This is a genomic window from Rhodohalobacter sp., assembly GCF_034521535.1.
Classification (GTDB): Bacteria; Bacteroidota; Rhodothermia; order Balneolales; family Balneolaceae; genus Rhodohalobacter.
This window is the reverse complement of record NZ_JAXHMF010000005.1, coordinates 832,465-855,393: the sequence shown is the minus strand read 5'-3', so window position 1 is coordinate 855,393 and position 22,929 is coordinate 832,465. Positions and strand designations below refer to the sequence as shown.

Sequence of the window (22,929 nt, the reverse complement as noted above, 5' to 3'; positions counted from 1 at the left end):
ACTCGAGACTCAAGACTTAAATCTATTCCTCCTCATACATCGATTCTATTTTATCTTCATACTTTTCTTTCACTACACTCCGCTTCACTTTCATGGTAGGTGTTAATTCACCGCTGTCAATCGAGAGTGGTTCCTCAAGAAGAACAAATTTTTTCACTCTCTCCCAAGGAGACAGAGATTCATTCGTTTTATCTACCTCCTTCTGAATTAGCTCTCTTACTTTTTCATCTTCGGAGTAGGGTTTGTTCGGTGTATATCCGGATCTTTTCAGTCGTTTCACAACATTTTCATATGCCGGAACTATCAAAGCTGAACAGAACTTCTTTTGATAGCCAATCACAACAATCTGATCTATAAAACCGCTGTTTAACAGTTTATTCTCAACATTTTGAGGTGCAACATACTTACCCGTCGACAGCTTAAACATCGCCTTTTTCCTGTCTGTGATGTAGAGATATCCTTCATCATCAATTTTTCCGACATCACCTGTTTTAAACCATCCATCATCGTCAAGCACTTCTTGAGTTTGTTCGGGCAACTTATAGTACCCCTTCATTACGTTGGGACCACGTACTAAAATTTCCTTGTCATCAGCTATTTTCACTTCAACATCTTCGAGCGGCTTACCTGATGTGCCAACCCTCATGCTCCCGGGTGTTTGCACACTGATTACCGGAGAAGTCTCCGTTAAGCCATATCCCTGCACACATATAATTCCAATTGCATTCATAAACCGGAAAACTTCCGGAGAAAGTGCTGCTCCACCGCTTACCACTCCCGATAAATTACCTCCAAATAATTCCTTGATTTTACTGTATATCAGTTTATCAGCAATTTTGTGTTTGATGGCATCCAAACCTTTCGGAGGGTTTTCCGGATCGTACTCTTCCGTCCTGTATATCGCCCAGTAGTAGAGATTCTTTTTCAATCCGCTGAACTCCTGACCTCTCACCTTCACACCGGTTTGAACTTTTTCTAGCAGGCGCGGTACGGTTGCAAAAAAGAATGGCTTCACATATAAAAAGTCATCTTTGATCTCATCAATCGTTTCAATGAAGAAAATTTCACACCCCATAGAGATGTACATATATTCAATCATTCGCTCAAACACATGAGAGAGCGGCAGATATGAAAGGACTCGCTCTCCCTGAAAACGCTCGACATCAAAAGGCAAGCGATCTAAAGAGTACTGCACATTTGAAGCAATATTGTTGTGCGTAAGCATTACGCCTTTGGGAACACCGGTGGTTCCTGAAGTGTAAATGATTGTTGCCGTGTCATCGGGTTTAACCGAACTTTTGAGTTCATCAAACAGATCCGGATTTTCTTTGGAATAGGATTCACCTAATTTAATTACAGCATCAAACTGCTTTAGTTTTTTGTGCTTGGATGGCAGAATCGATATAACAGCTTTAACAGACTTAATGGCCTTGATCAAAGACTTCGTCTCCGCAAACATCTCATCGTTTGAAACAATATGAACCTTCGCTTCCGAATTTTCCAAAATGTACTTGATCTGATCGCCGGGCTGAGTAGAATAAATCGGAACATTGGCGGCCCCTATACTCAAAATTGCCAGGTCGCAAATCAGCCACTCTGTACAATTTTCTGCATGAATTGAGACTTTATCCCCCGGCCGAACTCCCAATTCATGCAACCCCATCGCGAAATGGTGCACTTTTTCTACAAAATCTGATTTTGAGGTTTCAGTCCATTTTCCATCACGTTTTGTGACTGAAAAACGCTCATCTGAGTATTTTTCCAATCCCTTGTAGAGTAGATCGGCTAATGTTGTCGGGGAGTATTTCATAAGTAAAAACCGTGTTTTATTGACAAATAAAGGAGGTTAACACTGTTACCCCATTAATTTACACTTTCGAGCGACTTTTAAAAATCTGATCCATAATTTATTTAGAAAATTCAGATCATTAACCGTAATTAAAAAGGACTACGGATCAGCTAAACCCCAAAAGAACTAAATTTTTTGCAATAGCTATGACAAAAAGATCAGATATTGAAATTGAAGACTACATAAGGGATAAAGCTCTCATAATGCTTAACGGTGAATCCAAAAATATGGGAGACGCTATCGGCATACAGTTTACAAAGCTACACAGAACCGAAATGATTGCAGAAATGCCGGTCAATGAAAATACCGTTCAACCCTTTGGTATTCTGCATGGCGGAGCTTCAGTCGCATTGGCTGAAACCTTGGCTTCTGTAGGCGCATGGCTTAATCTGAGTGATGAATCAAAAACAGCAGTTGGGCTCGAGATTAATGCCAACCATGTAAAGGCTGTTCGAAAGGGACAAAAAGTAATTGGGATTGCCAAACCGATTCACCGCGGTGCTCAGACACAAGTCTGGGAAACACGCATAGAAACTGAATCAGGTAAACTTGTTTGCATCTCGCGATGCACGCTGGCAATTATTCAGTCAAAAAAATAGCCTTAATCCTGATTAGCTTTGTATCTCATCATTTAAAATGTGCATCAGCCTGCGTTTAGCGACAGGAAAAATGGTGGTTTCAAACGGAAAGTCAAGATCGGTAGTAAAGGCGTAAGTAGCGGGATTTGGTAACTCACTCTGCTCCCGGATCAGATCCAATTTAATAGAGCCGGGTGAAAGCTTTATGCGATCCTGTTCCAACTGTTTCAAGAATCTGGTTTTAAGTGCCCGGTACTGATCTTCTGTACTCCGGAATATGGAAACCTCAAACCGAAAGAGATTGAGTGATTTTTTTTGGTTATCGGGCACAAACAGATATCCTTCATCCCGATAGCTTGGGAGAATTCCCACCTGTTCAACGGTCAATTCACTCTCTACAAAATCATGAATAGCTACTCCCTCCTCAATCACATTTTCTATATGAGGCAGTGCCCAATCAATCAGATCCTCCACGGATGATATATCCGTTCCGCTTGTAAAAATCACTTCATGCTCGATGGTCCGGTTAACCCAGTCAAGTTTACTAATTTGCTTCGGAAATTTTGATCGAAGGTCTTGCAGACGAGCAATTACATCTTTTAAAACTCTCCGAAGTTCAATCAGCTGACTCAGATGGGGATAAATTTTATAGAACTGAAATTGTTCTGAAATTTTTTTGAGTTCAGCCAAAATAATGTACTGCCTCTTTTCAAGATCATCCTCCACACTGGTGAACAGATCTAAAGTAAGGTTAAAAACTTTTTTCATAAATAACCTCCTGAGATGATTGATGGGATAGCTAATAAACGCTAAAAAAACGACAGAATTTTATCAAGATGTTAATTCTGATGTTTCGTACAATTTTGGAGTCCGAAATGTTATGCTATTTACTCACTAAAGGAGGATGGATGGCCTTATTTTGCCAATACTTTCTTAGTTGTGACCACCCTGTTTAAAATTCAGTTTTTGTAAAACCTTTAGATATCAATTACTCAAGACCAAGCACATCTTTACCTTGAACAAATGTGATGTCTGTTGGGATTCCTGCTTCAGATAAGCGATTGAGAGAACTTCTTAGTCTCGAGCCTACCTGGCCATATTGCTCAACAAATGCATCCACCCCATCGTAATCTCCATCCCCCTGAAAAGTTAAGATCTGTTCAGAGAGCTGATTAGTTACCTCTTCAATCCTATCAAAATCCACGCGATAGGCCTCTTCTTCTTCATCATATTGAATGGCTCCATTTTCAACGAAATAGTTGAAACGAATCAGATTCGCCATACCATGTGCACTGCTTGTGCCAAACCGAATGGACCGAAATATACTGGCAACAAATGTTGTGTAGTTATCTTCGATCTGTCCTTCGGTTACCATACCATCTTTCCGAAGCTCCGAAATCATATAAAGACCAAGCACATCAGCTTTTCCTTCTTCGAGAGCTGATGCGTGTTCTTTCAGCGCTTCACGAACTGTGCCATTTCCGTCAATGGTATTTTTAATACCTAATCCGTGAGCTACTTCATGAAACATGGTATTGCTGAAAAATGCGTCAAAAGTAAGATGTTGTCGCTGCTCTTCCAAAATGAGTATATCCGCAATTTCGACCAGTATTTTATCATACTTTGCCTGCATTGAATTTTTTAGCTGTAGCCTTCGGGTTCCTTTTTCCAGCTGTACTTCCTCATCATTTGGCAGGTTAATAGCAATCGTTTTGGAACCGGCGTTTGCATCCCCGGCATAGTAGACAGCATCGTAGGCATTGAGGTCGGAATCAGTTCCGGGCTCCTCTGTTTTATATTCATCCGGTACAGGGAGGCCTCTCTGCAGTTCGGGCAACACAGCAGCATATTTCGACAATCTCTCACTCCACTCCATATCTTTGATGAGAACAAACGTTTCGTGTGCAGCTTTATAGCCATAAAGACGATCTTCATACGTTTCAATCGGGCCTATCACCACTTCAATCATATTGTCTTTCATATCCAGCCAAGCCATATCACTCTCTTGGTAATCGTCGGTAAGTAGTGCTTCTGCTCTCAATTCAAGATAGTTTTTCAGGCCGGGATCTTCCGCCAGTTCCGCTGCTTCACGAAGTTTTTCAGCCGCAAACCGATGTTGAACAGAATATGCTTCATGATATGGTATGGTAATGAGTTCTCCATCATCGTCCCGACGGACAATCGTATATAGATCATCTTTTGTCGCTGAGTCCCAGGCTTCAAATTCATCCTTGCTCATATCTGCGGGGTAGAAATTTGCACCCAGTGGTTTCGGTCCAAATCCATCTACAAATGGTTCATTACCGTTCAGGCGATCCCAAGGGCCGTAGTTGATTTCGGCAAATCTCCTCTCTTCATCACTTTCCAAAGAGTCCATCAGCTGATCTCTGTTTCCGTACGCCTGCATCCAAAAAACTTCTTCCATGGCTTCGGCTGCATCAATCAGAAGAGAAATCATCTCTCTTTGATTATCAGAGAGTTGCGATAGATCTGCATTGAGCTCAAAAGGGGTGTATTGTGCCAGCCGATCATCAATACTCATCGTTTTATCAGCTACATTTTCTTCTGTGTTGCTTTTGCAGGAAATAAGCATACTCACTGCTAAAATTGGAATCAAAATTCCATTTAAAAAATTGGTTTTTAACATATCGAAACTATTTGGGTTTACAGTTTAACCTAAGCAAACTATGAAATTTAAAGAGCATCTGCGATTCTAAATTGTCTTTCCTAAAACAGAAAGACGAAAATATTTAGTGTAGTTTTTATAATATTTAAGGTGATGTAAAATTGTCATCAAAAGTTTAAATACTGTGAGTAATATCATTTTTTAAATACTGAAATAGTACAAATATTTGAACATTTTTTTCAGACCAATGCAATGAATTAGCTATATTGTGTGTTAGGAATCTGTATAAATTAAACAGAAAAGCGCTTTTATGGATACCCCCGAAAAACTTGAAGAATTTCAGCAACGAATTGATAACGGCGAAAAGATCGAACCAAAAGATTGGATGCCTGAACGCTACCGTAAGCAGCTGATTCGTATTATGAGTCAGCATGCTCACTCCGAAATCGTCGGAATGCTGCCTGAAGGGAACTGGATTACCCGGACCCCATCTCTTAAACGAAAGATGGTTCTGCTCGCAAAAGTTCAGGATGAAGCCGGACACGGACTCTATTTATACAGCGGTACCGAAACACTGGGAATTAAACGGCAGGACCTGATTGAGGATTATCTCTACGGCAATGCCAAGTATTCGAGCATATTCAACTATCCTACCCTTACCTACGCAGATATCTGTGTAATCGGCTGGCTGGTTGACGGTGCTGCAATCGTAAATCAAACCATGCTCGCTAAATCATCGTACGGTCCTTACTCCCGCGCAAATGTGAGAATTTGCAAGGAGGAGAGTTTCCACAAAAAGCAGGGATATGAAATGCTTGCAAAAATGGCTGACGGTACTCCTGAACAGAAAAAAATGGCGCAGGATGCCGTGAATCGCTGGTGGTGGGCAACACTTATGATGTTTGGTCCGCACGATACGGATTCTCCAAACAGTGCCGAGCTCATCAAGTGGGGTGTAAAAACAAAAACGAATGACGAACTCCGACAACACTTTGTAGACCGCATGGTGATGGAAGCTGAGGCGATCGATATTGAACTGCCCGATCCGGATTTAACATATAATAAAGAAACAGGCCACTGGGAGTTCGGTGATATTCCATGGGACGAATTCTGGAGCGTTGTGAAGGGTGACGGCCCAATGAATCGAGAAAGAATGAAAGCTCGCCGTAAAGCTTATGAAGAGGGCGAATGGGTGCGTGAAGCAGCTAAAGAGTATGCGCGCAAAAAACGACTCCAGGACGAAAAAGCATCATAATTGACAAAATTTGGATTACAGAAGTAAGAAGCGTTTCATTTTATGAAATTTAAAATATGACTTACAGCTTCCTTCTTCTGAAAAATTAACAAAAGACTATTCAAAACATGACAGAAAACTCTACTGAAAATACGGAATGGCCACTGTGGGAAGTATTTTATCAGCCAAAGAACGGTAAACCGTTTGAGCATGCAGGCAGCGTACACGCACCTGACGCTGAAATGGCCCTGCAAAACGCACGTGATACGTATGCTCGGAGAAATGAAGGAATCGCTTTTTGGGTTGTTCCATCCGATCAAATTGTGGCATCAACTCCCGAGGACGTTGGACCATTTTTTGATCCGGCAAACGACAAACCCTACAGACACCCACAATTTTACAGCGTACCTCGCGCCGTTAAAAAAAGAAAATAAAATTAGATATGAGTCTTGAGACGTGAGATATGAGACCTCATGACTCAGGACTTTAGACTCAAGACCAACCAAATGAGTACATTCGATACCATACCCGCAACACAACAGGAAGCACTCGTAGAAGTATTGCTTCGGCTGGCCGATGACCGCTTAATTTTAGGTCACCGAATTTCTGAATGGGCCGGTCACGGACCGGAACTGGAAGAGGATCTTGCACTGGCTAATATTGCTCTTGATATGATTGGCCATGCATCAGCTCTTTATGCATATGCAGCAGAGCTGGAAGGCAAAGAGGATGAAGATCATTACGCCTATTTCCGTGACGACATCGATTTTAAAAATATTGCTCTTTGTGAGCTTCCCCGTGGTGATTTTGCCTTTACTATTGCACGGATTTTCCTGTTTAGTGCCTTCAGCTATTTCCTCTATCAAAAACTGATTGAAACCGTTGAAGATGAACAGTTCAACGGAATGCTTCAAAAGCATTTCAAAGAGATTAAATACCATCTGCGTCACAGCCGTGAATGGGTTTTAAGACTGGGTGATGGGACAGAGGAAAGTCATCAAAGAGTTCAGGAAGCGTTTGACGAAATCTGGATGTATTCCGGAGAACTTTTTGATATGGATGAAGCGGACCAGGTTGCCATTCAACAGAATCAGTTCACAGATCTATCGGAATTCAGAAAAGAATGGGAGAAACTGGTCGTTGATACATTAGAAGAAGCGACATTAACCATTCCCGATATGGATCAGTACATGTTCTCCGGCTCACGCCAGGGACGCCATACAGAGCATTTGGGACGACTTTTAGCCGAGATGCAGTTCCTGCGGCGATCGTATCCGGATGCGGAGTGGAAGTAACAGATAAGAGATTTGAGTCTTGAGTATTGAGATTCTCAGAACTCAAATCTCATGACAATAGACTACATGATGAAAACAGATCAAACTATATCAAAAGAAGAAATCTGGTCATACCTCGAGGAGGTTATTGATCCGGAGATTCCTGTGTTGAATGTGGTTGAGATGGGTATTGTTCGTGACGTTGAGTTTGATGAAGATCAGATCATTGTAAAGATCACGCCTACTTACTCCGGCTGCCCGGCGATGAATGCAATCGAGAAGGCGATTCACGAAAAATTGATTGAGAAAGGTGTTGAGTCGTTTAAGGTCGTTACAGATTTCAAAGAGAGCTGGACCACCGACTGGATGACGGATCATGCCAAAAAGAAATTGAAGGAGTATGGAATTGCGCCACCTGAGAAAACCGGAGATGACTCCGACTTTCTCACATCATTAAAGAGTTCACAAAAAATAGTACCCTGCCCCTACTGTGATTCCATGGATACCGTACTTCAAAGTGAGTTTGGGTCCACAGCATGCAAATCACAGTATTATTGCAACGAGTGCAATCAACCTTTTGAACACTTTAAATGCATCTGATTTAAGCAATGAAATTGGACAACATTTTCTATGGCTAAACCCATAAGTCAGCAGAGAAGATCACTCCCGTTTTTCAATTGGTAATTGAAGCATATGTACTTCATTACAACTGAGTTCTAATGTCAAATTAAACATTCCCCTCAACTTCTATGGCTCCTATTTTATCATCTCTTAATCAAGGCATTTTAACCATTACCCTGAACCGTCCGGAAAAGTACAACAGTTTCACCGAACCCATGGCCCTGGAGCTTCAGGAAGCTCTGCAAAAGGCAGAAGCCGATGACGTTCGATGTGTGATACTGAAAGCAGAGGGAAAAGCTTTTTGTGCGGGACAGGATCTCCCAGAAGTAGTTGCGAGGGCTAAAGACTCCAGTTATGAATTGGCTGATACGGTTAGAACTACTTACAATCCAATTATCCGTGCCATCCGGAAACTGGAAAAACCGGTTGTTTGTGCGGTTCAGGGGACTGCGGCAGGTGCAGGTGCAAATATCGCATTTGCCTGCGATATTGTAGTTGCAGCCAAGAGCGCAATATTTGTTCAGGCATTCAGTAAAATCGGATTGATACCGGATAGCGGTGGCACATGGTTTTTGCCTCGGTTGGTTGGTTTAGCCCGAACCAATGCAATGTATATGCTGGACGAGAAAATATCTCCGGAGCAAGCTGTGGAATTGGGATTGATCTACAAAGCCGTTGATGATGATAATCTTGAAAATGAAGTCGATTCAATCGCTCAAAAACTTTCCAAAATGCCTACCAAGGGATTTGGCATCTACAAGCGAGCCGTAAATGAAACGTTCAGTAACAATCTGGATCAGCAGCTTGAGCTGGAAGCCAACCTCCAAACTGAGGCTGGGAATACCGCGGATTATAAAGAGGGAGTTGATGCCTTTTTGGAAAAGAGAAAACCGGATTATAGGGGTAAGTGAACTTTTATTGAATAGATCTATTTATTCCATTTCATCGAGCGGATTCTTAACAAAGCTTGAAAACATAGTATTTTCCATTCCTCTTACTAATCGATCATCTGCTGTCCAAAGAATAGATTCACTTTCAATAGCCAGAGCTATGTACAGTGAATCATAAATTGTAATAGGTAAAGTAATCGCTATCTCAAATGCTAATTCAGAAATTTCTTCGTGGTGTACAGAGTGAATTGCTAATTGTTTGACTTGCTCTCTTTTCACGTACGCTTCATCATAATTGAGTTCTTTTTTTCTAAACTTTTTTGAGATTACTGCATCCATTTCGATATAAAAGAGATCGGGAACATAGAACAGCTCATGTCTCAAAAGTAGTTTCTCTGCTTTATCAGATCCTGATTCTAAAAATACCCATTTTGCTACAATAGATGCATCGAGTATTACAAATCTCATCTGTTTCGAATCTCACGAATATCATCAACACTGTCTGAAAAATAACGCCCTTCAGCTCGATATTCTTCTAACATCTCTTTAACTCTGTCAATTGTTTCCTCGATATCAGCTTTAGCGTGAATTTCCAATATCGACTTTAACTCAACTTGAAGTGACCTCTTATTTCTCTCCGCAAGTTTTTTCAGTTTTTCTAAAGTCTTCTCATCGATATTTCGTATTAATACATCAGGCATGGCTTAATTGATTTATTTTGTGATATCATTATGATATCAAACTTCATCTAAATCTACAACGCTTGGTTTTGATGGCTGATTGCTTATTTTTGAATCAAAATTCAGAGTATTGTAACCATATTAAATCATTTCATGAGTTTAGATAAAAATTCTACAGTTGCCGTGATTGGAGCCGGAACAATGGGAACCGGTATTGCACAAATTGCCTCTACATTTGGGCACCGGGTTCATCTTTTTGATATCAACAAAGAACAGCTCGAACAATCAGAAGATGGATTGGTAAAAATCCTGAATCGCCAGGTTGAAAAAGAGCGAATGACACAGGATGAGGTGGATGGAATTCTCAAAAGAATTACATTTACAGGCAATCTTAATTCAATTGAGGGATCAAATTTTGTCATCGAAGCAATTGTCGAGAATCTCGATATAAAACAAAACACATTCCAAAAAATAGAAGAGTTGGTGGATGAGAAAGCTATCCTTGCCTCCAACACATCCTCTCTTTCAATCGCGTCCATCTCATCAGCCTTAGAACATCCGGAACGTTTTTTAGGCATCCACTTCTTTAACCCTGCTCCGCTGATGAAACTCGTGGAAATCATACCCGGAATATCCACTTCATCACAATCTGAAATGTCTGCCCGAAACTTAATCGATGCCTGGGGAAAAACAACTGTTCAGGCCAAGGATACACCCGGTTTTATCGTAAATCGGGTGGCTCGTCCTTTTTACGGAGAAGCACTGCGAATTTACGAAGAGGGAGTTGCCGATCACGCTACCATAGACTGGGCAATGAAAGAGCTTGGCGGTTTCAAAATGGGACCTTTTGAGCTGATGGACCTGATTGGTCACGATGTAAATTACAAAGTGACCGAGTCCGTATTCAAAGAATTTTACTACGATCCGCGTTTCAAACCGTCATTTGCTCAGAAAAGATTGGTTGAAGCGGGACGATTGGGCAGAAAATCGGGAATCGGATTTTACAGCTACGGTGAAAACGCAGACAATATAGAACCGACTAAGGATAAAGAGCTCGGAGAAAACATCCTGAACCGGATTCTGGCTATGCTAATCAATGAGGCAGCCGATGCCGTATTCATGAATGTGGCCTCTGTTGAGGATGTGGATCTGGCTATGACGAACGGTGTAAACTATCCAAAGGGATTACTGAAATGGGCCGATGAGATTGGAATTGAAACGGTCTATCATTGGATGAACACGCTTCAGGTTGAGTATCGAGAAGACCGCTACCGCCCAAATCCACTTTTGAAACGCAAATACAAGAATGAAGAGACTTTCTATGGAGACATTTGATCGTAAACGGGCAGAAAAAATTGTCGCCCATATGATGGAAAAGGATGAGTTCAGCCGCTGGATGGAGGTTGAAGTCCTGGAAGTGGATGAAGGATACTGTAAAGTCACCTGTCCCATCAAAAAAGAGATGCTGAATGGATTCTCCGTTACACATGGCGGTATCGTTTTCTCACTGGCCGATAGCGCCCTGGCCTTCTCTGCAGCAACCTACGGCCGGGTTTCATTGGCGATAGAAAACTCCATTTCATTTACTCGAAAAACTGTTTTAGGCAACCGGATCACCGCCGAATCACGCTGCATAAACCTGACTCACAAAACCGGTCTTTTTGAGGTAAAGATTCTTGACCAGGATAATAATCTTGTTGCTTTGATGAAGGCAACCGTCTACCGTACTTCAGATGAATTCCCGGTTTAGATAAACCGGTAACTTTTTCAGCGATATTTCGTAACGTATCTAAACGGATTTAACTTAATTATTTGATGGGATTAAAGAACGAAACTCGATCAAAATACGACACCAAAACCTTCTATAAGGAATACGTCAGCGGAATGAACTCACGCCAGCTTGGCAAGGAGTTTCAATCTGATTCACAACGTCTGAAATCCCTCTATTTTGATGCTCTTAGAGAGACCAATCCGAGTATCCCGCCTCAAAAAATACCGGTCACTCAAAAATTTCTGAGTCTGCTTTCGGCTCTCACAAAACGACTCAACCCGGTTCGAAGACTGGTATTTGGAGTTTCCGTTGTAAGTTTTGGACTTCACTTTTTATTGAATTTTCTTGGGTTTTATATCTTCCCAATTCAGCCTCTTCTTCTGCCGGTCGCCTTTCTTGGAATCCTCTTCATTCTTCTGATTGAGCTGCTTGAAAAATCGGATGTACAGAAAGAACTGGATTTTGCCCGAGATATTCAGCTCAGCCTTCTTCCCCCTTCAGCTTTGAAATGGGATCAGCTTGAGGCCCACTCATTTGCCGCCACAGCCAGCGAAGTGGGCGGAGACTACGTGGATGTAATCAAATCAGATAAGGGCACCTATGTGTTTATTGCAGACGTCTCAGGAAAAGGCCTAAGCGCTGCTCTCTATATGGTTCGCATACAGGCACTCGTTCATCTAATTATCAAAAAACAGAACCCCGGTCCGAAAGATCTTTTCTTAGAGCTCAATGAATATGTTAAGTCCAATAAAATGGATAAAACTTTCGTAACAGCTTGTGCTGCTTTTTTCCCGAAAGGTGAAGATCATTTCATATTTTCGAGAGCCGGTCACAACACGCCAATCATTTTTAATAAAAAACTGGACAGCACTTTTAAATTAAAAACCGAAGGTTTTGCCTTGGGAATGACATCTACGAAGCTTCTTAGAAAGACATTGGAAGAGAAAAAATTCCAGTTTGAGGCGGGCGACAGTCTGCTGCTTTATACTGATGGACTTGTCGAAGCTCGCAATAATATCGGGGAAGAGTATGGAGAAGATCGATTGGACGGACTGATGTCTATTTATGGATCACTACACGCCAAATCCATTACTCAAAAAATTCAATCGTCCATTGAATTATATATAGGTGATGAAAATCCCTTGGATGACATCACGTTCACTACTATTCATAAAAATGACCCGGCAAAAAGTTTGGCTGATTCATAGGCTTTAAATAAAATCAATCTTCTCAGCCATCTCTTCTCATTAAAATTAAGAAACCCGGCCGAAAATGAATTCAACCGGGTTTTGCTCAAATTATTTGAACGACTGTTTATTTAAGCAGAGTCTTTGCGTTCTCTACAATTTTATCAACTGTTAATCCAAGGTGCTCGTAAACCTCTTCATATGGTGCAGATTCACCAAAACGATCGATTCCCATCACAATTCCTTCTGTACCTACCCATTTATGCCAGCCAAAAGTTGCACCCGCTTCAACAGAAATTCTCTTAATAACCTGAGAAGGCAAAACCTCATCTCTGTAAGATTTCGGTTGTTCTTCAAATAGCTCCCAACAAGGCATACTCACCACGCGAACAGATTCTCCATCAGCCTCCAGTTTCTCTGCCGCATCCAATACCAGCTGAACTTCAGAACCGGTCGCCATCAGGATCAGATCAGGAAGATCTTCCTCCTCTTTCTTCAAAATGTAGGCACCTTTTTCCGCTCCGGAAACAGATGCATATTTGGATCTGTCGATCGTAGGCAGATTTTGTCTTGTAAGAACCAATAAGCTGGGCCCGTCATCTTTTTGAATGGCACTCTTCCAGGCGATAGCGGTTTCATTGGCATCTGCAGGGCGTATCACATTTACATTTGGCGTTGCCCGAAGTGATGCAAGATGCTCGATTGGCTGGTGCGTAGGACCGTCTTCCCCAAGGCCAATACTATCATGAGTAAATACAAAGATCGACGGAATCTTGGATAGTCCTGCAATCCGAATGGAAGGTTTGTTGTAGTCTGAAAAGACCAGAAATGTACCGCCAAAAGGAATTAAACCTCCATGAAGAGCCATTCCATTTAATGCTGCTCCCATAGCGTGCTCCCGCACTCCGTAGTGGATATTTCGCCCCGAGTAGTTATCAGAACTATAAATCCCTTTATCGTCCATATCCGTTTTATTGCTGCCGGTGAGGTCTGCAGAACCTCCAATCATGTTATCAATGTGATCAGCCAGTTCATTGATTACAAGACCTGAGGCTTTCCGGGTAGCCATTCCTTTTTCATCTGTATCAAATTCAGGAAGAATTTCATCCCAGTTTCCGGGAAGAGCCCGGGATAAATGTTTTTTGAAGCCGGCTCCATCAGCAGGATTGGCTTTTTCGTAATCTGAAAAGAGCTTATCCCATTCACTTTCAAGCTTGGTGCCTTTCTCTACCGCTTTTCGATACTCATTCAGAACATCATCTTCGATCTGAAATTTCTGATCCGGATCCATACCCAGCTTCTCTTTTGTAAGGCGAATTTCATCTTCACCAAGCGGAGCTCCATGAGAATCTGCAGTATCCTGTTTGTTAGGGCTGCCAAAACCAATATGTGTTTTACACTCAATCAACGAAGGCTTGTCAGTCTTTTGAGCAGCCAGAATCGCTTTTTCAATTTCATCCCTGTCATGTCCGTCGATGGTCTGAACATCCCAGCCATACGCTTCAAAACGTTTTACAGTATCATCCGTAAAAGCCAGATCCGTTGAACCGTCGATAGAAATTTGGTTCGAATCATAGAGGTAAATTAACTTCTTAAGCTTTAGATGACCTGCAAGACTTGCTGACTCATGAGAAATACCTTCCATCAAATCACCGTCACTCACTATGGCGTACGTGAAGTGATCTACAATTTTGTGATCGTCTTTGTTGAACTTATCAGCCAGGTATGCTTCGGCCATTGCCATACCTACACCGGTTCCAAAACCCTGTCCCAGCGGACCCGTTGTTGTTTCAACACCCGGTGTCATTCCATATTCAGGGTGACCCGGAGTGATGCTTCCAAGCTGCCGGAAGTTTTTAATCTCATCAAGTGACACTTCGTACCCTGTCAAATGAAGCAGGGAATAGAGAAGCATAGAGCCGTGACCTGCAGACAAAATAAATCGATCACGGTCGGCCCATTGCGGATTCTTAGGATTGTGTTTCAGAAATTTAGTCCAGAGAACATAAGCTGCATCCGCCATACCCATCGGCATTCCCGGGTGACCCGAGTTTGCTTTTTGTACGGCATCCATTGAAAGTGTTCGAAGTGTGTTAACGCAACGCTGAGCGAGTTGATCAGACATGATTAATTTTAGGGATAAATTTTAGTGCTTGTTTTGGGCCAAAAGATACCCAAGTTCAGAACAAGGAAAAAAGAAATCTTCCCTCTTTAGATCATTCATATCTGCTGAGTTACTACAGAAGATCTTTAAAAGAATTTCTTAAAATATATGTGTATCACTTTCATATAACCGCGTCACAAAAAAGGAAGATGCTGAAATTCAGAACACGACAATTTACGGATTCGAGAATCCTTCTTGGATAATGTTATCGACTTGGATTCAGATTTCACTCCAAAATACCACAAAACCGACTATTGCTAAACGGAAACAGAGTATTTTCAACTTGCCTTTGCGAATCGACACTTTAATATAACTATATAAAAAAAGCCCTCGAAAAGAGGGCTTTTTTATGAAATCAATTTTGATTTAGCTGAATTATCGTCCTGTAGGAGTATGTCCTTCACACTTCAATTCAAACTGAAGCTCATGATTGGCTGGTTCTGTGAAATCACCGTACCGGGCATTTTCAAATGCATCACAGGCATTTTCTTTCTGACCTTGGCCTTTATATGCAGTGCCAAGCTCATAATAAATTTTGGCCTTGTCATCCACACCGCCTGATTCATACTCAAGAGCTCGGGTTGCATGTTGCAGTGCCTGATTCCATTGCCCTCTTTTATTATAGATTTCCGCCATTCTGTATTCTGCGTCTTCAGATTGCGGATCATACTGCTCTACTTTCTGAAGGAGATTAAGTGCACGGTCAAACTGGCGATCTTCTGAAAGATTCACTGCTCTGTATATTAACTCCTCTCGGGCGCTGTTTAGAGAATTTTGTAATGCTCTTTCATCATTTACTCTTCGAGCTACTTCAATGGCTTCATCATAAAGACCCAACCAGGTATCTACTTCAGATGGCAATTGATTTTTGGTTACTAATGCTTTCTGATAGTATGCGAGTGCATAGTTGGAATTCATTTCTATTGCGGTATCAAGATCCGCAAGTGCATTCTCATAATTTTCAGCTCTGAAATGAAGCACTGAACGAATATAATAGAGTTGAGGAAGAGCCCCTTCTGCCTGTTGACGTACTTCCGCATTACCAAACTCTTCAGCTACCTCTTTTGCTTCCTGGAAAGCTGAAAGTGCATTGTTTACAGATTCTACAGTCCGCTCACTTTGATACCCACGATATGCATCGGATGCCCTGCTTGAAGCAACTCTGGGAATTCGTTCTACAATTAGTTCAGTTATATCGTTTAAATCATTGGCTTGAGAAATCTCGAGTGCATCTCTATAAAGAGCAATTGAGTTTGTAAAGTCGCCGGAGCCGGCTAATTCCTGAGCCTGATTATAAAGCTGGATAGCCTCGCCTCTGGCATCCTGAGCATTTGTTTGTTCAACTGCAAATAGAGTAACTGAAAAAGCGGCAGCTAAAATGAGTATTAATTTCAATGATTTCATGGTATCTGTTTGTTTATGATTCTGTCCGATTAAACGGGCTTAACTTAATGAAATTTTGTAAAGAAAATCACTAAACCTCACTATTTCAAACCCAAAGCAGTAAAAAAAGTTTCTTAGTAGTCAAAATTTGGTTCCGGTTTCTCTTTCTTGTAGAAATCACACACAAATTTAACAGCATCCTCGTGGTCATCTGTTAAATAAAATAGTTCTGTATCTTCCGGATTGATATATCCTCCTTCAACCAATGTACTTTTAACCCAATCAACTAAACCACCCCAATATTCAGATCCTACCAAAACGATTGGTATTTGTTTAATCTTTTTAGTCTGAATAAGTGTAAGAGTTTCAAAGAGTTCATCAAGTGTGCCAAAACCACCTGGAAAAACGATGAATGCCTGAGCGTATTTCACAAACATCACTTTTCTTACAAAAAAATACTTAAAATTAATTTCATATTTAGGGTGCACATAGTCATTTACTCCCTGTTCAAAAGGCAGTTCTATGCCTAAGCCGACAGATTTTCCATCTCTATTGTGTGCTCCTCGGTTTCCGGCCTCCATAATTCCCGGCCCACCGCCTGTAATCACACCGAAACCACTTTCGGTAATTAATTCTGCGGTTTTAATAGCCATCTCATAATATTTACTGCCGGGCTTTAATCGAGCTGAACCGAAAACTGAAATACACGGCCCCACGCGGAAGAGTTTGTCGTAACCATCTACAAACTCTCCCATTATTTTAAATATACTCCACAAATCCTTGTTACTGTCTCCCTCAAACTCTTCAGTCTGGTGTTTGAATTTGAAAAAATTTGAAGCTTCCATATGCTGCTAATTTCGGTTTTGCAGGTTTATTTTTAAAGAGATTCCGGGACTTCTGTTTTCAATTAATGCCGGTTGAACTATTGTGTTCGCTGAAAGATCATCCGAAACATCAAAACTTCGCATGTGAGCGAAAACATACGCATCTATAACATTCAAGCCATACGCCAGCCCCATAACTACAAACATAAAATCTCGCTGATTTCGCAAACTGTTCCTGTTGGACTGCAGCTGATTTGCATTCACTCCCTGCAAATATTCGGGTGTGGGACCAAACCTCATGTCATCGTTATCCGGAAAGCTGTTATAATAAGCGGCTTTGTAATCTTTGTAATCGCTGTTGAGCGTATATGTGTAATATCCAATTCCGGCAAAGAGGCCATAAATGATTGGAACTTTCCAGATTTGTTTGTTTTCTATCTGTCCCCAACCCGGAATCATCAGTGATTTAAGCATCACGGATTTTGGTTTTGGATACTCTTCCCGATTTAGCGAATCATTTGACGTTGTTGCATAATCATTCTGACTGCTGATTCTATTTTCTAACAAAAAATAGTTACGGTTAAGTAGATCAGGATTGGATTGAGCTAACACGATCTGACTACAAAAGAGAAATAAAAATGATATTAGACTAACCAACTTCATCAAATAGCTGCATCAATCTTTCCAAATCATCATCTGAGTAGTACTCAATTCGAATTTCGCCACCTTTTCCCTTTTGTTTAATATTTACTTTTGTACTTAAACTATTGCGAAGGCGCTTTGAAAAGTCCTCCAAAAAAGGATTCGAAGGTTTTGTTTCGGTTTTCTTCGATTTTTGTTCGCTTTTTTTATCCAGCGAACGTACTAAATCTTCAGTTTGTCGTACAGAGAGCGAATTTTTTACAATTTTACTCAATGCTTTTTTCTGATCGCTCTCGCTCTTTAAATTAATTAGCGCCCTTGCGTGTCCGGTAGAAATAGAATCATCACGAAGTGCTGCTTGAATAAAATCTGGGAGCTGTAGCAAACGAAGCATATTCGTAACCGTTGAACGATTCTTTCCGACCCGTTCGGCTACTTCGCTTTGGGTATAATTGCATTCATCAATAAGCCGCTTATAACCCATTGATATTTCGAGAGGATTTAATTCCTCTCGCTGAATATTTTCAATAAGGGCAAAGGCAATGAGCTGTTCGTCATCAGCTTCCCGTATGTAGGCGGGAATTTCGGCTATGCCGGCTTGTTTTGTTGCCCTGAGACGTCTTTCCCCACTAATCAGCTCAAACCGCTTCTCGCCTAAATATCTAACCGTGATAGGCTGAATAAGGCCGTGCTTCTTAATGGATGATGACAATTCATCAAGCGCCTCTTCATTAAAATCTTTTCTGGGCTGATGTGGATTCGGACGAATATGATCCACAGGTATATTCAAAACCACGTTTACGCGCTCGGCCGGCTCAATTGGAACTGCGGTCTTCGTTTTTGGCGCCTTTTTAGAATCTCCCTCTTTTGATTCCTCTTTCCCTTGCTCGTCGTATTCAGGAAAAAAAGCACCCAATCCTCTGCCTAATACTTTTTTCGACATAAAAACCCCTATTTGGATAGAACCGGACTATTTTTGAATAATTTCTTGTTCCGCTGAATAATCTCTCTGGCCAAAGCAAGATAATTTTTTGATCCAACACTGGTTGCATCATATAATATTGCAGGTTTTCCAAAACTGGGTGCCTCAGCCAACCGAACGTTTCTTGAAATAACAGACGAGAATACCTTCTCATCAAAATATCGTTTTACCTCATCTGCAACCTGATTCGATAGCCTTGTGCGTGTATCGTACATGGTAAGCAGAACACCTTCTATTTCCAGATCCGTGTTTAGATGTTGCCGAACAATCTTGATTGTATTTAACAATTGACCAAGACCTTCCAGGGCAAAATATTCACACTGAACCGGTATTAATACGGAATCCGAGGCAGTCAAAGCGTTAATCGTCAACAATCCAAGAGAAGGAGGACAGTCTATAATGATAAAATCATACTTATCCGCTAATCCGTCAATGGCTTTAGATAGAATTCTTTCACGTTCATTCCGGTCCACCATTTCAATTTCAGCTCCAACCAGGTTGATATGAGAAGGAATGAGTTCCAGATAAGGTAGCTCCGTCTCACGAATCGAATCTTTTACATCCACGCCTCCTACCATAACTTCGTAGATAGAGTTCGAAACTGTTTTTGATTCAATTCCCAATCCGCTTGTTGAATTGCTTTGCGGATCGATATCGATAATCAGAGTAGGATGTTCAATAGCGGCTAAACTTGCGGCCAGATTTACCGCTGTCGTTGTTTTTCCAACACCGCCTTTCTGGTTTGCAATAGAGATAATTTTACCCATTCGAAATAATGGTAACTTAGGATGAAATTTGTAGATGAATATAACTCACAAGTGGTATCTAACCAAACTAAGTTATGCACATACAATCGTGGATAACTATTTCACTATCAATTACAAACTGTTGTAATTAAGTATCTTACCGTGATTATTAAACCAAAAACTTATTGACGGCTTCCGGTGAGTTGCAGATTTCTTTGGTATGAACTGTTCTGCGAAGAATTGGTAACTGGTGTCAGTCGTCGGTAACTATTCTCCAATAGCGAATCCGAACGTTCAGACTCTATTCCTGTGTAGTGTATAACATCATTTTTATCAACCCAGGGTGAAATTTCCCGATCTGATGTAATTCCTTCCGGATTGTTGGTGGCAGTTGTCTGTGTTGATCCAATTGAACCAACAGATGCATTTCCGGCACTATTTGTTGCTTCATCAGATTCGATCATTAATGCGCCGGCCATAAATCCTATTGATAGCAAAGCTGCCGTGGCAAAATAGAAAGGTTTAGATCGAACAAAATTCGTTGATCTTTTATTCTCTGAAGCTTGTTCACATACCGATTGAAGTATATTATCGGGTGCTGATATTTCAGGCAACTCATCTATTCTATTACTGATATTTCGCAAAGACTCAACTTCGATCAGCAAGTTTTCATTTTTTCTGAGCAGTCGTTCAAATTCAACTTTCTCAGAAGGGTCCATCTCCTTAAATAGATAAGCTATACTGTCCGTTTTTTTGATACTCATATATTATTTGATTCCTTCTCATGTTCCTCATCAAACATTTTACGAAGATTAATCAAAGCATATCTCATTCGGCCCAGAGCAGTATTTATCGAAACATCTGTCAATTCAGCAATTTCTTTAAATGGCATTTCATAATAGTGTCGCAACATCACTACCGTTCGCTGTTCTTCGGGCAGATTTCCAATATGCTTTAACAACCGCGATGTAGACTCACTTAACTCCAGTTGATCATGCTGACCGGGTGTGTCTTCATCAGGTAATCTTTCATAAAAATCTGTTTTTGACTCTTCGTCATACGAACTGCTAACGTCGACAAACCGTTTTTGTTTTCTGATATGATCAATTGTTGCATTGTGTGCAATTCTCATCACCCAGGCGATCCATTTCCCCTGCTCGTTATAGGTATCATCCATCTTAGTAATCACCTTTGTAAAGGTCTCCTGGAAGATATCATTAGCCGTTTCTCTATTCTGAATCATACTGTATATATATGAATAGATTTTGGCCTGATGACGATTCATTAGCTCTTGGAAAGCTAATTGATCATCTTTTTTCCGAAACAAATGAACCAATTCGCGATCTTTCATTTGCTCGTATCGGCGCGGTATATGGTCTGAATTATTGAGTCTCATATGAGTGCTAATTTAAATGTTGCGTCACACTTTCAAAAACAGATTTTTAAATCAATCCATTCAGTTATGTCTGTATATTCTACTTCTATCTACTGCACAGACGGTGCCAATGTTTCAATACTGACGTAATTACAGAAGAACATTTTACTTTATTCCTCTTGCCTTCCTTAGTATTCTAATAATTTGATGTTAAAACAATCGCATCTTCATGCGAAGACTAAGACTCCGAGAAATGCCTGTAAATTTTCTCTCCTAATTTTTTACCGAGTTCTTTTTGCAAGCTTTCCAAGTCGGCTTTTCTAATCTGGTCAATTGATCCAAATGCTTTTAACAGTTTTTGAGCGGTTTTTTCGCCCACTCCATCTATTTCCGTTAAGCCCGTTTTCACTGTTCTTTTTGAACGCTTCTGCCGATGATAGGTTATGGCAAACCGATGCGCTTCATCCCTAGCTCGCTGTAAAAGTTTGAGTGCAGCCGAAGTTTTCGGAATCATCACGGCATCTGCTTTTTGAGGCAAGAAAACCTCTTCCAGGCGCTTGGCAAGCCCTGCCACATCACTTACATCTCTGAAATCAATTTCTTCCAGTGCATCCAGTGCAGCGTTTAACTGACCTTTTCCACCGTCAATCAATATTAAATCCGGTGCATGAAGTTTTTCTTTTTTCACCTTCGAATAACGACGTTTAACAATTTCCTTCATCGACGCGTAATCATCCGCACCGGTAACGGTTTTTATTTTAAATCGCTTGTATTCGCTTTTTCGCGGTTGCCCGTCAACAAAGCAGACCATCGACGCTACAGGATCCGTACCTTGTGTGTTCGAGTTATCAAAACATTCTATCCTTCTTGGCAGGCGATCCAATTTCAAATAATCTTTCAGATCTTTTATAGCCTGTGGAATTCGATCTCGTTCAGCTTTCTGTTTTTCCAGTTTTCTCTCCCCCAGGTTGAGCCGCGCATTGGTAATAGCCATCTCTATAAGATGCTTTTTTTCGCCGATCTGTGGGACGTGGATCGGAACTTTTTTTCCTCTCTGCTCCCAGAGATACTCCAATAACGGATCATCATCTTCCATTGCATCACTCAGGTAAACTTCATCAGGAATGGCTCCCACCATCTGTCCCGTATAATAATCTTCCACAAAAGACTGCATCATCACACTTCGCGGCCGGTCTTCAATATTTTTCAAAAATCGATTAAATTTTCCGATCAGCTTACCCTCACGAATTTTAAACAGAACTCCGCATGCTTCTCCAAGTTCTTCGTCTACATCAATAGCAAATACATCCCTGTGTACCTCTTTATTCGCAACAATCTTCATCTTTTGATTGTACTTCTCAAGAGACTTCATGCTATCGCGCAGGCGAGCTGCTTTTTCAAACTCCAGAGACTGAGAAGCGATCTCCATCTCCTCTTTCACCTCGCGGATCAGGTCCCCCGTTTTACCGGATAGAAGACGTTCAACTTTATCTATTGTTTCCTGATAGCCTTCATCATCCCAGTCACCCGAGCAGTTTTGTAAGTAATCATCAAAACAGGAGTGCCATTTTGGAGCACCACGAGATTTGTCAACCATTTTTGGTGAAACAGCACAGGTACACAGTCCAAACGCTTTACGGATAGTATCAAGCATTCGGCGCATATGCCCAACATGATCGTACGGGCCAAAGTATTTGCTTCCGTCCCTGACCACTGTTCGCGTGGGATAAACTCTTGGTTTTCGTCCTTTTGTAATACAAATGTAGGGATACGATTTATCATCCCTGTACATAATATTATAACGCGGCTGATGCTTCTTGATCAGATTATTCTCAAGAATTAAAGCTTCAGCCTCAGAATCGGTAACAATCACTTCAACATCCTCAATCTTGGAAACCATCAACTTTATTCTTCCATCATGATTTCTGGAATCCTGAAAGTACGACCTCACCCGATTGCGAAGTTTTTTTGCCTTCCCAACATAAAGATAGTTTCCACCGCTATCTTTGAATTGATAGACTCCCGGACTAAAGGGAAGGTGAGCGATTTTTTCTTCTACGGATATTGACATGTCTGTGATGAATTAAACATCAAAAATACAAA

The 22,929-nt window shown here is 41.1% G+C and carries 23 protein-coding genes; 9 read left to right on the top strand and 14 right to left on the bottom strand.

Annotated features, from left to right (window positions below):
* Positions 1–22: 22 nt before the first annotated feature.
* On the bottom strand, positions 23–1,810 hold the full coding sequence (locus U5K35_RS10720; protein WP_322571456.1) for a long-chain fatty acid--CoA ligase: 1,788 nt from the start codon (positions 1,808–1,810) through the stop codon (positions 23–25).
* Positions 1,811–1,995: 185 nt separating this feature from the next.
* Between U5K35_RS10720 and U5K35_RS10715 the strand changes: the two genes are divergently transcribed.
* Complete coding sequence (locus U5K35_RS10715; RefSeq protein ID WP_322571455.1) at positions 1,996–2,448, top strand: hotdog fold thioesterase; 453 nt, start codon at positions 1,996–1,998, stop codon at positions 2,446–2,448.
* 12 nt (positions 2,449–2,460) lie between these two features.
* On the opposite strand, the gene U5K35_RS10710 is transcribed toward U5K35_RS10715, so the two are convergent.
* Positions 2,461–3,195: a hypothetical protein gene (locus tag U5K35_RS10710; protein ID WP_322571454.1), complete on the bottom strand. Its 735-nt coding sequence runs from the start codon at positions 3,193–3,195 to the stop codon at positions 2,461–2,463.
* A 220-nt stretch (positions 3,196–3,415) separates the two neighbouring features.
* A complete protein-coding gene (locus U5K35_RS10705) occupies positions 3,416–5,074 on the bottom strand; it encodes a dipeptidyl-peptidase 3 family protein (protein WP_322571453.1) in 1,659 nt (552 codons plus the stop codon).
* Positions 5,075–5,363: 289 nt separating this feature from the next.
* Between U5K35_RS10705 and paaA the strand changes: the two genes are divergently transcribed.
* The 5 genes from paaA to paaG all read left to right on the top strand — a co-directional run bounded on the left by paaA (position 5,364) and on the right by paaG (position 9,093).
* Entirely contained in the window at positions 5,364–6,308 is a 945-nt protein-coding gene (gene paaA, locus U5K35_RS10700) for a 1,2-phenylacetyl-CoA epoxidase subunit PaaA (protein WP_322571452.1), read from the top strand.
* A 107-nt stretch (positions 6,309–6,415) separates the two neighbouring features.
* Positions 6,416–6,721: a 1,2-phenylacetyl-CoA epoxidase subunit PaaB gene (gene paaB, locus U5K35_RS10695; protein WP_322571451.1), complete on the top strand. Its 306-nt coding sequence runs from the start codon at positions 6,416–6,418 to the stop codon at positions 6,719–6,721.
* Positions 6,722–6,793: 72 nt separating this feature from the next.
* The gene (paaC, locus tag U5K35_RS10690) at positions 6,794–7,582 is read left to right on the top strand and encodes a 1,2-phenylacetyl-CoA epoxidase subunit PaaC (RefSeq protein WP_322571450.1); all 789 of its coding nucleotides are present in this window, start codon (positions 6,794–6,796) and stop codon (positions 7,580–7,582) included.
* A 51-nt stretch (positions 7,583–7,633) separates the two neighbouring features.
* A complete protein-coding gene (paaD, locus tag U5K35_RS10685) occupies positions 7,634–8,161 on the top strand; it encodes a 1,2-phenylacetyl-CoA epoxidase subunit PaaD (RefSeq protein ID WP_322571449.1) in 528 nt (175 codons plus the stop codon).
* 149 nt (positions 8,162–8,310) lie between these two features.
* On the top strand, positions 8,311–9,093 hold the full coding sequence (gene paaG, locus U5K35_RS10680) for a 2-(1,2-epoxy-1,2-dihydrophenyl)acetyl-CoA isomerase PaaG (protein ID WP_322571448.1): 783 nt from the start codon (positions 8,311–8,313) through the stop codon (positions 9,091–9,093).
* Positions 9,094–9,114: 21 nt separating this feature from the next.
* On the opposite strand, the gene U5K35_RS10675 is transcribed toward paaG, so the two are convergent.
* Positions 9,115–9,540, bottom strand: a complete 426-nt coding sequence (locus tag U5K35_RS10675; protein WP_322571447.1) for a type II toxin-antitoxin system VapC family toxin — start codon at positions 9,538–9,540, stop codon at positions 9,115–9,117.
* On the bottom strand, positions 9,537–9,773 hold the full coding sequence (locus U5K35_RS10670; RefSeq protein ID WP_322571446.1) for a FitA-like ribbon-helix-helix domain-containing protein: 237 nt from the start codon (positions 9,771–9,773) through the stop codon (positions 9,537–9,539). Before U5K35_RS10670 ends, U5K35_RS10675 begins: the two co-directional genes overlap by 4 nt.
* 132 nt (positions 9,774–9,905) lie before the next feature.
* Here U5K35_RS10670 and U5K35_RS10665 point away from each other — a divergent pair, with 132 nt between their 5' ends.
* The 3 genes from U5K35_RS10665 (at position 9,906) to U5K35_RS10655 (ending at position 12,731) form a co-directional block, all read left to right on the top strand.
* On the top strand, positions 9,906–11,087 hold the full coding sequence (locus U5K35_RS10665) for a 3-hydroxyacyl-CoA dehydrogenase NAD-binding domain-containing protein (RefSeq protein WP_322571445.1): 1,182 nt from the start codon (positions 9,906–9,908) through the stop codon (positions 11,085–11,087).
* Complete coding sequence (locus U5K35_RS10660) at positions 11,059–11,502, top strand: hotdog fold thioesterase (RefSeq protein WP_322571444.1); 444 nt, start codon at positions 11,059–11,061, stop codon at positions 11,500–11,502. Before U5K35_RS10665 ends, U5K35_RS10660 begins: the two co-directional genes overlap by 29 nt.
* Positions 11,503–11,636: 134 nt before the next feature.
* The gene (locus U5K35_RS10655) at positions 11,637–12,731 is read left to right on the top strand and encodes a PP2C family protein-serine/threonine phosphatase (RefSeq protein WP_322571443.1); all 1,095 of its coding nucleotides are present in this window, start codon (positions 11,637–11,639) and stop codon (positions 12,729–12,731) included.
* 106 nt (positions 12,732–12,837) lie between these two features.
* On the opposite strand, the gene tkt is transcribed toward U5K35_RS10655, so the two are convergent.
* The 9 genes from tkt to uvrC all read right to left on the bottom strand — a co-directional run bounded on the left by tkt (position 12,838) and on the right by uvrC (position 22,897).
* Complete coding sequence (gene tkt / locus U5K35_RS10650) at positions 12,838–14,835, bottom strand: transketolase (RefSeq protein WP_322571442.1); 1,998 nt, start codon at positions 14,833–14,835, stop codon at positions 12,838–12,840.
* Between the two features lie 414 nt (positions 14,836–15,249).
* Complete coding sequence (locus U5K35_RS10645) at positions 15,250–16,278, bottom strand: tetratricopeptide repeat protein (RefSeq protein ID WP_322571441.1); 1,029 nt, start codon at positions 16,276–16,278, stop codon at positions 15,250–15,252.
* Between the two features lie 113 nt (positions 16,279–16,391).
* A complete protein-coding gene (locus tag U5K35_RS10640; RefSeq protein ID WP_322571440.1) occupies positions 16,392–17,102 on the bottom strand; it encodes a TIGR00730 family Rossman fold protein in 711 nt (236 codons plus the stop codon).
* Positions 17,103–17,108: 6 nt separating this feature from the next.
* Complete coding sequence (locus U5K35_RS10635; RefSeq protein WP_416221611.1) at positions 17,109–17,693, bottom strand: DUF5683 domain-containing protein; 585 nt, start codon at positions 17,691–17,693, stop codon at positions 17,109–17,111.
* A 37-nt stretch (positions 17,694–17,730) separates the two neighbouring features.
* A complete protein-coding gene (locus U5K35_RS10630; RefSeq protein WP_322571438.1) occupies positions 17,731–18,666 on the bottom strand; it encodes a ParB/RepB/Spo0J family partition protein in 936 nt (311 codons plus the stop codon).
* 8 nt (positions 18,667–18,674) lie between these two features.
* Entirely contained in the window at positions 18,675–19,472 is a 798-nt protein-coding gene (locus U5K35_RS10625; protein ID WP_322571437.1) for an AAA family ATPase, read from the bottom strand.
* A 161-nt stretch (positions 19,473–19,633) separates the two neighbouring features.
* Positions 19,634–20,215 carry a hypothetical protein gene (locus U5K35_RS10620; protein ID WP_322571436.1) on the bottom strand — a complete coding sequence of 194 codons (582 nt, stop codon included), beginning with the start codon at positions 20,213–20,215 and terminating at the stop codon, positions 19,634–19,636.
* Positions 20,212–20,847 (bottom strand): RNA polymerase sigma factor, encoded by a 636-nt coding sequence (locus U5K35_RS10615; RefSeq protein WP_322571435.1) that lies wholly within the window; start codon positions 20,845–20,847, stop codon positions 20,212–20,214. Before U5K35_RS10615 ends, U5K35_RS10620 begins: the two co-directional genes overlap by 4 nt.
* A gap of 217 nt (positions 20,848–21,064) precedes the next feature.
* On the bottom strand, positions 21,065–22,897 hold the full coding sequence (gene uvrC / locus U5K35_RS10610) for an excinuclease ABC subunit UvrC (protein ID WP_322571434.1): 1,833 nt from the start codon (positions 22,895–22,897) through the stop codon (positions 21,065–21,067).
* Between the last annotated feature and the right edge of the window lie 32 nt (positions 22,898–22,929).

Coding starts and splice junctions, on each gene's coding strand:
- U5K35_RS10630 (WP_322571438.1), bottom strand. CDS start 18,666: ATGTCGAAAAAAGTATTAGGCAGAGGATTGGGTGCTTTTTTTCCTGAA.
- U5K35_RS10675 (WP_322571447.1), bottom strand. CDS start 9,540: ATGAGATTTGTAATACTCGATGCATCTATTGTAGCAAAATGGGTATTT.
- U5K35_RS10655 (WP_322571443.1), top strand. CDS start 11,637: ATGAACTCACGCCAGCTTGGCAAGGAGTTTCAATCTGATTCACAACGT.
- U5K35_RS10705 (WP_322571453.1), bottom strand. CDS start 5,074: ATGTTAAAAACCAATTTTTTAAATGGAATTTTGATTCCAATTTTAGCA.
- U5K35_RS10620 (WP_322571436.1), bottom strand. CDS start 20,215: ATGAGTATCAAAAAAACGGACAGTATAGCTTATCTATTTAAGGAGATG.
- U5K35_RS10615 (WP_322571435.1), bottom strand. CDS start 20,847: ATGAGACTCAATAATTCAGACCATATACCGCGCCGATACGAGCAAATG.
- U5K35_RS10710 (WP_322571454.1), bottom strand. CDS start 3,195: ATGAAAAAAGTTTTTAACCTTACTTTAGATCTGTTCACCAGTGTGGAG.
- paaB (WP_322571451.1), top strand. CDS start 6,416: ATGACAGAAAACTCTACTGAAAATACGGAATGGCCACTGTGGGAAGTA.
- paaD (WP_322571449.1), top strand. CDS start 7,634: ATGACAATAGACTACATGATGAAAACAGATCAAACTATATCAAAAGAA.
- U5K35_RS10670 (WP_322571446.1), bottom strand. CDS start 9,773: ATGCCTGATGTATTAATACGAAATATCGATGAGAAGACTTTAGAAAAA.
- paaG (WP_322571448.1), top strand. CDS start 8,311: ATGGCTCCTATTTTATCATCTCTTAATCAAGGCATTTTAACCATTACC.
- U5K35_RS10715 (WP_322571455.1), top strand. CDS start 1,996: ATGACAAAAAGATCAGATATTGAAATTGAAGACTACATAAGGGATAAA.
- paaA (WP_322571452.1), top strand. CDS start 5,364: ATGGATACCCCCGAAAAACTTGAAGAATTTCAGCAACGAATTGATAAC.
- tkt (WP_322571442.1), bottom strand. CDS start 14,835: ATGTCTGATCAACTCGCTCAGCGTTGCGTTAACACACTTCGAACACTT.
- U5K35_RS10645 (WP_322571441.1), bottom strand. CDS start 16,278: ATGAAATCATTGAAATTAATACTCATTTTAGCTGCCGCTTTTTCAGTT.
- U5K35_RS10625 (WP_322571437.1), bottom strand. CDS start 19,472: ATGGGTAAAATTATCTCTATTGCAAACCAGAAAGGCGGTGTTGGAAAA.
- U5K35_RS10640 (WP_322571440.1), bottom strand. CDS start 17,102: ATGGAAGCTTCAAATTTTTTCAAATTCAAACACCAGACTGAAGAGTTT.
- paaC (WP_322571450.1), top strand. CDS start 6,794: ATGAGTACATTCGATACCATACCCGCAACACAACAGGAAGCACTCGTA.
- U5K35_RS10720 (WP_322571456.1), bottom strand. CDS start 1,810: ATGAAATACTCCCCGACAACATTAGCCGATCTACTCTACAAGGGATTG.
- U5K35_RS10660 (WP_322571444.1), top strand. CDS start 11,059: ATGAAGAGACTTTCTATGGAGACATTTGATCGTAAACGGGCAGAAAAA.
- U5K35_RS10665 (WP_322571445.1), top strand. CDS start 9,906: ATGAGTTTAGATAAAAATTCTACAGTTGCCGTGATTGGAGCCGGAACA.
- uvrC (WP_322571434.1), bottom strand. CDS start 22,897: ATGTCAATATCCGTAGAAGAAAAAATCGCTCACCTTCCCTTTAGTCCG.